The organism is Rothia sp. HMSC066G07, assembly GCF_001814485.1.
In the GTDB taxonomy this organism is placed as follows: domain Bacteria; phylum Actinomycetota; class Actinomycetes; order Actinomycetales; family Micrococcaceae; genus Rothia.
The window spans coordinates 1-12,961 of sequence record NZ_KV816932.1 but is presented as its reverse complement, the minus strand read 5'-3'; the positions used below and the strand labels follow the sequence as shown (position 1 = coordinate 12,961).

General features: G+C 55.9%; 10 protein-coding genes. 6 read left to right on the top strand and 4 right to left on the bottom strand.

Annotation, left to right across the window (positions count from 1 at the left end; genetic code table 11):
• Positions 1 to 159 precede the first annotated feature (159 nt).
• On the bottom strand, positions 160 to 1,641 hold the full coding sequence (locus HMPREF2971_RS07285; RefSeq protein WP_070692155.1) for an anion permease: 1,482 nt from the start codon (positions 1,639 to 1,641) through the stop codon (positions 160 to 162).
• 379 nt (positions 1,642 to 2,020) lie between these two features.
• Here HMPREF2971_RS07285 and HMPREF2971_RS07280 point away from each other — a divergent pair, with 379 nt between their 5' ends.
• The 5 genes from HMPREF2971_RS07280 (at position 2,021) to thrS (ending at position 9,901) form a co-directional block, all read left to right on the top strand.
• The gene (locus HMPREF2971_RS07280) at positions 2,021 to 2,719 is read left to right on the top strand and encodes a lipoate--protein ligase family protein (protein WP_049342038.1); all 699 of its coding nucleotides are present in this window, start codon (positions 2,021 to 2,023) and stop codon (positions 2,717 to 2,719) included.
• Between the two features lie 67 nt (positions 2,720 to 2,786).
• Complete coding sequence (locus HMPREF2971_RS07275) at positions 2,787 to 3,677, top strand: fumarylacetoacetate hydrolase family protein (RefSeq protein WP_005505816.1); 891 nt, start codon at positions 2,787 to 2,789, stop codon at positions 3,675 to 3,677.
• Positions 3,678 to 4,596: 919 nt separating this feature from the next.
• The gene (locus tag HMPREF2971_RS07270; protein WP_070692153.1) at positions 4,597 to 7,161 is read left to right on the top strand and encodes a Rib/alpha-like domain-containing protein; all 2,565 of its coding nucleotides are present in this window, start codon (positions 4,597 to 4,599) and stop codon (positions 7,159 to 7,161) included.
• Positions 7,162 to 7,279: 118 nt separating this feature from the next.
• A complete protein-coding gene (locus HMPREF2971_RS07265; protein WP_070692151.1) occupies positions 7,280 to 7,735 on the top strand; it encodes an ArsR/SmtB family transcription factor in 456 nt (151 codons plus the stop codon).
• Positions 7,736 to 7,867: 132 nt separating this feature from the next.
• Positions 7,868 to 9,901: a threonine--tRNA ligase gene (gene thrS, locus HMPREF2971_RS07260; protein ID WP_049350123.1), complete on the top strand. Its 2,034-nt coding sequence runs from the start codon at positions 7,868 to 7,870 to the stop codon at positions 9,899 to 9,901.
• A gap of 226 nt (positions 9,902 to 10,127) precedes the next feature.
• Here the strand turns inward: thrS and HMPREF2971_RS07255 are convergent, their stop codons facing one another.
• The 3 genes from HMPREF2971_RS07255 to HMPREF2971_RS09120 all read right to left on the bottom strand — a co-directional run bounded on the left by HMPREF2971_RS07255 (position 10,128) and on the right by HMPREF2971_RS09120 (position 11,994).
• Entirely contained in the window at positions 10,128 to 10,700 is a 573-nt protein-coding gene (locus HMPREF2971_RS07255; protein WP_049347345.1) for an HD domain-containing protein, read from the bottom strand.
• A 132-nt stretch (positions 10,701 to 10,832) separates the two neighbouring features.
• Entirely contained in the window at positions 10,833 to 11,357 is a 525-nt protein-coding gene (locus HMPREF2971_RS09125) for a DUF1697 domain-containing protein (protein ID WP_080975295.1), read from the bottom strand.
• Positions 11,358 to 11,364: 7 nt separating this feature from the next.
• A complete protein-coding gene (locus HMPREF2971_RS09120) occupies positions 11,365 to 11,994 on the bottom strand; it encodes a DJ-1/PfpI family protein (protein ID WP_080975296.1) in 630 nt (209 codons plus the stop codon).
• Between the two features lie 622 nt (positions 11,995 to 12,616).
• Between HMPREF2971_RS09120 and HMPREF2971_RS07250 the strand changes: the two genes are divergently transcribed.
• Positions 12,617 to 12,886, top strand: coding sequence for an aminotransferase (locus HMPREF2971_RS07250; RefSeq protein ID WP_070678239.1), 270 nt, complete (start codon positions 12,617 to 12,619; stop codon positions 12,884 to 12,886).
• Positions 12,887 to 12,961: the final 75 nt, after the last annotated feature.

Genomic DNA, 12,961 nt, shown 5'->3' with positions numbered 1-12,961 from the left:
ACCCTAGCGGAGGGGGTGGGGGAATACTAGGATTTGCCCTGTTTTAGGAAGCTAGCGGGCGCGTAAAAGCCCGGTGTTCTCACACGAAAATTCACGTGAGAACACCGGGCTTTCTACAGCGCTTTTACGCTGAGCTAGGCCGCCGCGGGGCCTGCGCTATTAGTTGGCGAAGCCGAGCGCGAACAGCCACGCGGTACCGACTACACCCCAGACGACGAGGTTCACGATAGCCGCCATGAAGCCGATCTTGAACCATTCGCCCACGCTGAAGTAACCGGAACCGTAGTACACGCCGGCCGGGCCGGAGGCGTAGTGGGTGATGCCGCCAATCAGGTTACCCATGAAGCCGAGGAACAGCGCCGCAAACATCGGCGGAACACCCGCCGCGACGGCCGCGCCGAGGAACACTGCGTACAGTGCAACAATCTGGGCGGTGTTCGAGGCGAACATGTAGTGAATGAAGAAGTAGGCCAGAACCAGGATTGCGAACGCCATGGGCCATGCCATGCCGCTGACGCTGTGGGCGGCCTGCTGGCCAATCCAGTCCACGACCTTGAGCTTCTTGAGGTGGTCGGCCATGCCCACGAGCACGGCGAAGAAGATGAGGGTGGACCAGGCGCTGGAGTTCTTCGCCATGTCCTTCCATGTCAGGACCTTAGTCACCAGCAGAATACCGATGCCGAAGAAAGCGGCGCTGGTGGCGTCAATACCCAGGGCGGTGCCGGTAATCCACAGGACCAGCAGCAGCACGAAAGTGCCGAGCATAATCCATTCCTTGGAGCTCATGGGGCCCATTTCGTGCAGTTCCTGGCGGGCGTGCTCGGGTGCGTCCGGGGTCTTCTTGATGGTCGGCGGGTAAATCTTCGACATGATCCACGGCATGACAATCAGCGCGGCAAGACCGGGAACGATGGCGGCCAGGGCCCAGGTACCCCAGTCGAGGTTGATGTTGTGGTCGTGCGCGAACTTCTGCGCCAGCGGGTTGCCCGCCATTGCGGTCAGGAACATGGCGGAGGTGATGGTGTTGACCTGCGCCTCGGTCATGAGCAGGTAGGAGCCGAGCTTACGGCGTGATTCGGGGGTTTCGTTGGTGGAGCCGTTGACCTCGGAGAGGGAACGGATAATCGGGTAAATCACGCCACCGGCACGCGCAGTGTTGGAGGGGGTGGCGGGGGCGAGAACCAGGTCGGTGATTGCCATACCGTAGGACAGGCCGAGGGAGGACTTGCCGAGCGCACGCACGAACAGAAGTGCGATGCGCTTGCCCAGGCCGGTGATGAGGAAGCCGTCGGCGATGAAGAACGCGGCAACAATAATCCAGATGGAGGAGTTACCGAAGCCGGTCAGCGCCTCGTTCTTTGCCGCCATGGTGCCGGTAATCATTGCGGCGCCAAGGCCGACGAGCGCCACGGACGGGGTCGGCAGCGGCTGCAGGATCAGGCCGAGGATGGTGCCGACGAAGATGGCGAGCATGTGCATGCCGCGCGGGTCGACGCCTTCGGGGGCGGGAACGAACCAGATGGCGAGGGTCGCTACGAGGATGATGGCAACGTGCAGGATCAGCTTGTTTCGCTGTTTGCGGGCTGCGCTCACCTCCTGGCTGGGGGCAGCGGCTGCTGCTGTGTTGGTGGACTGTGTCATGTCCGTACTCCTTGTGTGAAACGTACAGTTTGGTCCGTGGTGGGTGGTTCCGCCACGGTGCGCGTTTCTTCTGCGTTGTCATGCTGTGTTGTGTACTTATGGCAACGTGTGGGATGCCACGTAGTCTTTTAATCGTAATGGTTTGGATTCACGGAGTGAAGAAAATCGGCATAAAAAATGTGAATATGGCGGGATGTATTGGCGGCTGGGATTCCGCGGGGTATCGGCGATGATTTTGCACAGATTCAAGGGGGAATCGGTGTGAGGCGTAGCGGGCGAGTGCCGCCTCCTGAGCTGCCTCTGGGTTGCTTCCGCGTCGCTCCTGAGACGCCCCACCGACCATGCACCGTAGTGACGGGCGTAACCGTAAAATAGGAACGTGCAGATTATTCGAGAGACCGGCCCCGAATCCGGCGATATCCTCATTCACCACGACCAGACGGTGCAGATGCTCCGCGAGGTGGCAAGCGGGCAGCGTGAAGCCACCTTGCGCATGTATCAGCCGAACCCGACGGTTGCGTTCGGCCGCCGTGACGAACTGAACCCCGGCTTCGCGGAGGCCTCCGCGGCGTGCGCCGAGCACGGCTTTGAGGTGCTGGTGCGCAAGGTCGGTGGGCACGCCGCCGCCTACCATCAGGGGTGCCTGGTCGTGGACCATTTTCAGCCCGCCACCGACGCCCGCAGCGGCAACACCCTACGCTACGAACTCTTCGGTTCCATGTACGCGCAGGCGCTACGCGAAGTCGGCGTGGATGCGCGCATGGGTGAAATCCCGGGGGAGTACTGCCCCGGCGAGTATTCGGTGCACGCGCAGCTTCCCGCCTCCGCAGGTGGCGGCCGCATTAAACTGGTCGGCACCGCCCAGCGTGTGGTGACCGGCGGCTGGTGGTTTAGCACCGGCATCGTGGTCTCTGATTCTGCACCCCTGCGGGCGGTCACCGCGGATGTGTACCGTGCCCTCGGCATGGAGCTGGACCCCGCCACGGTCGGCGCGGCGCAGGACGCGAACCCCGCCCTGCTCATGGAAGACCTGGAAGACGCCATCGTTGAGGTGTACGCCCAAAACGGTTTTCACTAGGTTGTTTTATTTCTGACTTTTATCCGTAACTATTCGATATATCCCCACCTGAAGCGAAGGAGCATCCATGCGTTGGGCACAGATCAAAGACTCGAAGGGCAGCCGCGCGGTCTGCTTCTTCGAAGAGACCGTGTACGAGCTTCCGGCGAAGCTCAGCCCGCTACTGAATTTCTACAGCCGGTTCCGCCTGAACTTTGGCGACCCGAAGAACGCCGTGGCGATCCTGAAGGAGAACGGCGCGACCGTCATGGGCCACGGCGAGGAGCTGTGGAACTCCCTACCCTTTATTCGCCCGCTGGATAAGCCCGGCAAGATTGTGTGCGCTGGCCTGAACTACCGCGACCACGCCGCGGAAATGAACCTTGAGGTGCCCGAGCATCCGGCGCTGTTCGCGAAGTTCCCGAACGCGCTGATTGGCCCCGGCGAGCAGATCCGCATGCCCGCCGCCGACGGCACTGGCAGCACGAAGGTCGACTGGGAGGTTGAGCTGTGCCTGGTCGTGGGCGCTCGCCTGCGTAATGCCACGGAGGAGCAGGCACTTGAGGCTCTGATGGGGTACACGGTCATGAATGATGTGTCGGTGCGTGACTGGCAGGGTCGTTCCTCGGAGTGGTTCCAGGGTAAGAACTGGGATGCGATGACTCCGTTTGGTCCGGTGATTGTGAGCCCCGATGAGGTTGACCCGGTTGCCGGTCTGGAGCTGGTCTGTGAGGTGGACGGCGTGGTGCGTCAGCGCGGTACGACGGCGGATATGGTGTTCACCCCGGCGCAGCTGCTGTCCTATATTTCGCGGTTTATGACCCTGGAGCCGGGTGACCTGGTGGCGACGGGTACCCCGGCAGGGGTTGGTTTGTCGCTACATCCGCGTCAGTGGTTGAAGCCGGGGCAGACGGTGCGCACCCGTATTGAGGGTATTGGTGAGCTGGTGAATGTCTGCTCGGAGGCGGGTGCGCTGTAACTATCGTGCGCCGTAACTATTTTGCGCTGTAGTTAACCCGTGGCGCCGTGGTTTCCCCTGGCTCTGTGAGCAACTGCGGAAGAACCCACGTGAACCCATACTGGGGGCTACCGATACCTGCTGCGGGGTGTACCCGTGGTAGCTATAGATGAATATATATGCACTCCGCATGTGTTTTTGAGGCACATGCGGAGTGCTTTTTTGCATTGATAAAGCCCCCGGTGGGCGGCTTGGAGTCGTTGCTGGGAGCTGCGTGCAGCACCTCGAGTGGGGGAATGGTGCGTTTGCATGGTTACGCGCTGATAAACACACAGAAACTTTGAACTTTTACGTGAATTTTAGGGTTTTGTGTGGGTTTTGAGGGGTCTGCGGGGTGAAAAGCAGGGTGCTCCTGCTGGGTGGTGGTTGCCAAAAATCGCTCTTTGAGGGGTGGTTGGTGCCCGTCTCGGTGCATGGGGTGCTATCTGCTCTCGGTGCAGAATCTCAGATTGTGGTCACGTGTGAGAAACTCAACAGGAAGTTTTGGCGCGTCTTTCAGGGAAATTCAAGGTTTAAGGTTTAGTTTCTCGTGCACATTTTTCGTTTTCTTCACATCACCCTCGCTTGACTAGGAGTAAAGCCTAAACACTGCGGTGCAAATTCTGCGTCTTCAAACACCAATAAATGCACAAAGGTGCAAGGAGATGTGACTCTAAACCTGAACCTTTATCAAAAAATCGGTGCCCAAAATCACAAACTCGTTTTGCGTTCACCCAAAAGACTATGTAGGGTATGGGGATTATCTGAGAGTTTCCTGAGAACTCCTGCCAGAAGATTAGGACCCACCCGGGCACACCCTCAGATGCATATTTCACTCACGTCCGTGTTTGTTCATACAAACGCACTCACTCAAATAAGCCGACACGAACGAAAGAAAAACATGACCGCAACTGCATCCAAAAACCCGGCACAGCGCCCGGCAAACCGCCGCCGTGCCACCATCGCTGCCTCCGCAGCACTGGCAACCGTCATCACCGGCGCGAACCTCCCCGCGACCTTCGGTGCAACCGCCCCCACCCGTAACGTAGCCGGTACCACCTGCGTCGACGCAGGCTACCGCACCGTGCCGACCCTGGCGAACCTCACCAACGTGGCGCCCGGTCCGACCTGCTACTGGAACCCCGACCAGAAGGCACAGAGCATCGCGACCCTCGCACCGGTTAACTCCTCCCTCACTAAGGCGCAGCTGACCACCACCGAGAACACCTCGCCCCTCAGTGGTAAGCTCGCCCGTGATTCATTCGCCGCCAAGAAGCTCACCGGCACCGAAGCCGTCGTAGCCAATAGCAGCGAAATCAGCCGCACCTTCCTCGAATACAGTGCCGATGCGGGTAACCACCCCATCACCACCGCCATCAACGCGGGCACTGTGAAGAAGGACCGCGCCCAGACCGTTGGCGGCCACGAGAATATCCCGACCCTCGCCGTGAACTCCGCGAACCCGCACCAGGAGTACGTCGAGGTCGTCTCCCGCGATGGCCGTGTCAACGCCAATGCAGAGAACAAGCGCATCCTCACCGGCGGCGTCCCGATCCCGAAGTGGCTTGCCGAGGACCACGGCCTCTCCGGCGACCAGTCCGTCGCCCTGTACGACGAGGCGACCGGCATCTGGCGCTCCTACTTCAAGTTCGTCAAGGATGCAGACGCACAGACCTACACCAGCACCGCCCGCGTGCAGGTTGGCGGCGGCAACGCATCCACCCCCAAGAGCGCCAAGATTCAGTACGACAACGTCGGCCGCGGCAACGCGGGTCAGACCGTCACCATCAAGGCGCCCGTGAGCATCGATGCGAAGTCCGGCAACGCCCGCACCTCCTACCCGATTGCTCGCGGCGCGAAGTTCCGCCTGGCAAAGAACGTGCCCGGCGCGTCCATCAACGAGACCACCGGCGAGATTACCTACAAGATTCCCGCCGGCACCCGTGGTACCGTGGACATCCCCGTTGCGGTTGACTACCCGGCAACCTACCACGTGTCCTCCGGCGGTTACATGCTCGCTAAGCCGAACTTCGGCGGCGTGGGTGAAGACAACTACTGGCTGACCCTCAAGAACGGCACCTCCTCCGTGGTGGGTATGGCGAACGAGCTCACCCAGATCGGTGTGGACGAGCTCAAGGCCGGCAAGATCAACCACATGGTGTCCATCACCGCGGCTGACTATGCGGCGCTGACTTCCTCCTTCCCCGCGAAGGGCACCGACGGCAAGCTGGACATGAGCAAGTACCCGAACGCGCCCCGCGCCGGCCAGCGTGGCTTCCTGCCCGCGAACTTTGACGTGGAAGAGCACCTGCGTAACACCGGTCATGCCGACGACCAGCTCACCCGCATGATCCTGACCGCCATGAAGGAATACGGCTTCATCATCGCGGACCGCAACCTCTTCACCAACGCATTCAACCTGGAGGCGGCAAGCTCCTACGCGCCCTACGCCCGCCAGGGTAAGAACGTGTACAAGGAAGACCCGCAGCTGGCGGCAATGTTCGCGAACTTCGTTCCCAGCGGCTTCACCGGCAACCAGTTCCCCTGGCAGCAGGTGCAGTGGATGCCTGTGAACTACACCGAGTCCGCTGAAAACAGTGCAGGCCGCAACACAGCCAGCGCAGATACCAGCGTGAAGTTCAAGTACCCCTCGGATTCCTACGGCAAGACCGGCACCGGCTCCGGCGTGATCTACCAGCCCGCCGAGCACCACGCCACCGTCTACTCCGGTGAAACCGCGGTTGCGCAGAGCGTGCACCAGTCGCACAAGGTTTCCCCGAACTACCGTTACGCCCGTGACTACAACTTCCAGGAAATCGAGCAGACCCCGAACTTCCGCCCCAGCCGCTGGGTCAACAAGGAGAAGGTCAACACTGCTGGCGGCCAGTTCTCCAGCGCGGAGACCGGCATCCGCTTTGCCTCCAACGGCAAGACCGGCACCTACTCGATTGACCTGAACACCCACGACGTCACCGGCACCACCTGGGACCTGCGCCGCGACAACGGCACGAACATCACCGTGAACCGCACCGGCAAGGCACCCGCACGCATGTCCGATGTGAAGGCGAAGAAGGGCGCAGCCGCACAGCTGTACTCGATCCCGCTGAAGGTGCACGTGGTCGATAAGAACAGCCCCATCGCACGTGAGGACTCCGTCTCCCTGTACTCGGGCACCACCCAGAACGTGGCAGTCCTGAACAATGACGAAGCATCCTTCGGTGCGTACCGCCGCGGCGAGACCGTGAAGAAGCTGGAGCTGCTCAACGAACGCGGCCAGGTCGTCAGCTCCTACAGCGACGAATACGGCACCTATCGTGTGGTGACCCTGCCCGACGGCACTCAGGGCATCGCGGTATCTGCTAAGAATAAGCAGGGCTTCGCACCGCTGGTCCGCTACCGCGCAGTGACCGACAAGGGCGTAAAGTCCGCTGAAGGTTACCTGCAGGTAGCAGTCGCTAACCGCTAGCCGGACGCACCCGCGAGCATCAGCGCACATAGGGGAGAGGGGCACGCTCAAGAAAGCACGCCGCGCAGGCGTCACTTCCTTGACGTGCCCCCTTTCCTGTACATAAGGTGAAAATACTATGATTCAGAGCCAGCACACAGACCAGACCGAAACCACCCACGCTCACTACGCCGCCGAGCAGGTAGCGAAGCACGTAGCCGAGCACGCCGTAGAGCACACCGCGGAGCACGCCCACGAGGCGCCCGCCAACGCGCCCCTCCTCGAAGGCAGCGGCCCCAAAGACTGGGAGGAACAGTTCGGCGGATCCGTCGCGATTTTCTCGGCGCTCGCGAACCCGCTGCGCCTGGCGATTGCGCACCACCTGATGCACCGCCCGCACAGCGTGAGCGAACTGCACACCTGCCTGGGTATTTCGCAGCCGCTCGCCTCGCACCACCTGCGCATCCTGCGTGAGGCTCACGTGATTGACCGTGAGCAGCAGGGACGCACCACCATTTACCGTCTGAAGGACGACCATATTAGCCACATTGTGGTTGACGTGTACGAGCATACGCGTGAGCATCATGCGGACTAGTTTGCCCTCAAGCTGAGCGTTGGCTGGGAGCCGTTGTAAGATGGTGTGTGTCCGTGCACCAGTACAGTGCGGAATAGTATGCGCACCGGCGGCGCCCCGAGTGGCACGCTTGCGCCTGAGTTAAGGAGACTTATGTCTGCCGCTGATTCTTCAGCAATTGTTATTAGCGTTTCTGGTGAGGAGCGCGAGGTCACCGCGAAGACTGCCGCTGAGCTGTTCGCTGACGACCCGAAGATTGTTGTGGCACGCGTGAACGGCGTGCTGGTTGATCTCTCCCACGAGCTGTCTGCTGGCGACTCCGTTGAGCCGGTTTTCATTCACGAACCGGACGGCCTGAACGTTCTGCGCCACTCCGCTGCGCACGTGATGGCGCAGGCGGTGCAGGAGTACCGCAAGGACGCCAAGCTGGGCATCGGCCCGTACATTACTGACGGCTTCTACTTTGACTTTGATGTGGCTGAGCCGTTCACCCCGGAAGATCTGAAGAAGATCGAGAAGTCGATGATTAAGATCATCAAGTCCGGTCAGCTGTTCCGCCGCCGTGTGGTCACCCACGACGAGGCTGTCGCCGAGATGGCGAACGAGCCGTACAAGCTGGAGCTGCTCTCCCTGACCCAGGGCCCCGGTTCTGGTGCGGATGCTGCCGAGGGCGCATCCGTGGAGGTCGGCGAGGGCGAAATCACCATTTACGACAACGTGCACCCGAAGACTGGCGAGACTGTCTGGAAGGACCTCTGCCGCGGCCCGCACCTGCCGAACACCAAGCTGATTGCTAACGGTTACGCCCTGATGCGTGCCGGTGGCGCGTACTGGCGCGGTTCTGAGAAGAACCCCATGCTGCAGCGTATTTACGGTACCGCTTGGCCGACTAAGGACGAGCTGGTGGCGTACAAGGAGCGCATCGCTGAGGCGGAGCGCCGTGACCACCGCCGTCTGGGCCGTGAGCTGGACCTGTTCTCCTTCCCGAAGAACATTGGCCCCGGCCTGCCGGTGATTCACCCTAAGGGTGGCGTGATTAAGCGCGAGATGGAAGACTACGTGCGCACCCGCCACATTCAGGAAGGCTTCCAGTACGTCAGCACCCCGCACATTTCGAAGGAAGACCTGTTCTACACTTCCGGTCACCTTCCGTACTACGCGGACGGCATGTTCCCGCCCATGGAGCTGGATAACGGTCATTACCGCCTGAAGGCTATGAACTGCCCGATGCACAACGAGATTTACCGTTCTCGTGGCCGTTCGTACCGTGAGCTGCCGCTGCGTTTCTTCGAGTTCGGCACCGTGTACCGTGACGAGAAGTCCGGCGTGCTGCAGGGCCTGACTCGTGTGCGCATGATTACTCAGGATGACTCCCACTCGTATGTGACGAAGGAGCAGGCACCGGACGAGGTGCGTCACCTGCTGAAGTTCATGCTGAGCCTGCTTGAGGACTTCGGCATGACCGACTTCTACCTTGAGCTGTCCACCCGCGACACTGAGGGTGATAAGAAGGATAAGTTCATCGGTACTGATGAGCAGTGGGAAGAGGCTACCGCGGTTCTGGAGCAGGTTGCGAAGGAGACCGGCCTGGAGCTCGTCCCGGATCCGGGTGGTGCTGCGTTCTACGGTCCGAAGATTTCGGTTCAGGCGAAGGACGCTATCGGCCGTACCTGGCAGATGTCGACCGTTCAGTATGACTTCAACCAGCCGAGCCGTTTCGGTCTGGAGTACCAGGCTGCGGACGGTACCGTGCAGGAGCCGGTGATGATTCACTCGGCGAAGTTCGGCTCGATTGAGCGCTTCTTGGGCGTGCTGACTGAGCACTATGCGGGCGCGTTCCCGGCGTGGCTGTCGCCGGTCCAGGTGATTGGTGTGCCGGTGGCTGAGGCTTTCAACGACTACATGACCGAGATTGCGGACAAGCTGCGCGCGCACGGTGTGCGTGTTGAGGTGGATTACGGTTCGGATCGCTTCACGAAGAAGATCCGTACTGCGTCTACTGAGAAGGTTCCGTTCATTCTGATTGCTGGCGGTGAGGATGCGGAGCACGGCGCTGTTTCGTTCCGTTTCCGCGGCAACAAGCAGGAGAACGGTGTGCCTGTGGATGAGGCTGTGGCACGTATTGTGGAGCATATCCGCAACCGCGTGAACGAAGACCCCAAGCCCAGCACTGAGGCTGCTGAGTAGTACTAGGCTTTCTGGTCTAACTCATATATAGAAACCACCCCCTTTGCGGCGACAAGCTGCGGAGGGGGTGGTTTTTTGTTTGCTTTGAGGAGGTGCCGGTAATTGTTCGATTTAGATAAGGATGTCTGAATGCATTGAACATCTTAAAATGGGGGGGGGTAATAGTCGATTTAGCATATCTTCCTATCAAATGAGTCTTTTATAAAAGTTAATTTCAATGTTTTATTCAGTACAATTCCTTTTCTAGTTCATTTAGGAAGGTGATTAAAAATTGATGGCGACTTTCTGCCATTTGTTTGGCAGTCTCCGTGTTCATTTCATCTTTTAAGAGGAGCAACTTGTCATGGAAATGTTGAATGGTATCAGTAAGGGGCCTCCCTTTGTGGCCACCATAGGAAAAAGTTCGCGCAATTCCTACAGCTCCTATCGCATCCAGGCGGTCTGCATCCTGGACAATCTTGCCTTCTATGGTTTCTGGATGTTTACCGCGATTTTTGCTGAAAGAAACAGCATTGATAACCTGGCAAATCTGGTCGATTTGGTTTTGAGGAGTACCAATCTCTTCTAGAAACGTGCGAGCATTCGCATTATTCTCTGTTTGAAATAATTTATCATCATCAGCATCGTGAAGAAGAGCTGACAAGCCCACTACCTCCATATCACATAGACCTTCTGCTTGTGCGATTCTCATAGCATTGGTATAGACGCGAAGGGTATGCTCTACATCATGGCCATCCGCTCGATCAGCAAATAAAGTTTTAACATACTGCTTTGTAGCATGGATTCGTTCTTCTATCATCGTTCTTCTCCTTTGTATACCTTACTTCAATCAATCTCATGATAGGCTTTGCCTGCCATATCTAGATCGTAATATTGATAGAACTCTTCTTTTGTCTGTGTGGTATGGACTTGACCATCCTTTTCTGTCTGGTTAAAACTTTGAAAGTCGATTAACTACACTTAATTTTCGCATAGTCATCCGAATTCCAAATTTCTTTTCAAGATAATTAGTATTTAAACGTTTTTTTCGAGCTTCACGTGGTAAATATAGGTAACAGCACTCGTGACCACCATAGAACTCTTCATCTCCAAAATTCTCTCTACTAAGTTCTGTTAGAGTACTTTCGGGAATCTGTTCATTAGTAAAAACTAGATGAACGCGAGAACTATCATAAGTATTATCAAATGGGTTTTCTTGAATAGCAATCTCTAATTGATTAATTTCTTTGATAATTATTGATAAATCAGCTCCAATTTTATTCAAAATTGTATCATGAACTAACTTTCTGATTTCTTCGTCAGATAACTCTGATTCTAACATTACATTTCCGCTCTGAATATATGTTTGAACATTTAAAAACCCAACTTCCGTTAGGATTTCTACTAAATAAGACATTTTTGGAATTTTATTGGTACCAGTCGGTGTTACTCCACGAAGGAAAATAATTTTTTTCATACTAACTTTACAATGCGTCTTTTGCTAGAGAGTTCATCATTTCCCCATAATATTGATGGGCTCCCGTTGAAAAATAATTAAACCATGCTTCAACTGTAGTTTTTGAATACAGACCCAACTCCTCGACAATTAACTTAGCCCATAATAAAGAGCCGGCTGAACTTGCGGTAATAAGATTTCCGTCTTGAACTGCAATCTCATCTTTGTAATAACTATGTCCTCGATAATGTTGGCTCATCTGGCTTAAAAAGAATGAAGCATTACTCGTATGATATCGATTATCTAAAATTCCTTTTTCGGCTAATCCCAAAGTGGCTCCACAGATAGCTCCAACTAAGATATTTTCTTGTAGTAGTTTAGAGGCAAGTTCTAACACGTCATCTTGCTCATTGTTTAACCAACTATCTCCTCCGATAAGCAATAGAGCATCTGTATTCGCAATATCTATATCATATAGATTAAAATCTGGAACAATTGTCATTCCTCCAGCAGTTTTTATAGACTTTTTCCCGTTAGAAACCGTTAATAATTTTACTTTAGGTTCTCCTAACATAGCCTGCAAACTTAGTGCATGCATCAAATAGCCATGTTCCCAATCGGCCATAGTATCTTGAACATACATATAAATATTTTTCATAATGCTTACCACCCTTTGATAAATAATAAAACTATTAATTTTTTATTGTATCATATTTTGTGTTTCACTGTAATACCAATATTTTTACTTCATTAGTAAAATAGAGATTTTTAAATATTGAACAACTTGCGGAGGGGGTGGTTTTATGTGTGCTTTGAGGAGGCGCGGGCGGGGGAGTGCGGTTGGGGTGCAGAAAGTTGTGTTGTGAAGGGAGTTTTTAACCCCAGAGTGCTAGCGTGGTAGTAAGGCGAACGTCCATAGTCATTCAGAAAATGGGTAGCTGGATGGCTACGAAAATGATGTATCGCTGTTGATGATTGAGGGAGCGTGAGCGTATGAAGTCGAATAAGTATGTTCCTGTTGGGATGCTGTTCTTGATCCTGGCAATTATCTTGAACGTAGTGTCAAATGTCAGCGACCTAGTGCTTGGAATTCTCTACGGCGTCTCGATAGCAGTATTGATTATTGGACTATTTAATAGTCGAAAATAGGTGCTGCAACTGACAAAAAGGACCCGGCAGGCTATCCATCAGATAGCCCGCCGGGTTTTTCGGGAAGCAAAGTTCGTCCACGAAGAAGTAGTAGACTTTGCTGTTGAAGTGTATTTTGAAAGGATTGAAGAATGGCAAGCATCGAAGTGATGAAAGAACGAGCTCGCATCGCGGGACGCTTCAACCTGTCTGCCCGCCGCAATCCAGAACACCAGGCACTCGTAGCGCTCACTGCGCAGAAGGCAGGAGGGGAGTGTCATGTTATTCCCGCTGCTCCCGGCGAAGAAGAGGCTGATGTGCTCCGCCGCGCACGCAAGGTTGCGGGCGGTAAGCCGGTCATCATTGTGACCGAGGCTGACGGGGAGCTTCATGCTCGTCTCTTCCACAGTGAGAGCAATTAGGCGGGGTAATCCTAAAACTATTAGAAGACCCGGCGGGTACTACAGATGAACTGCGCCCCGAAACTTGGACGCTAT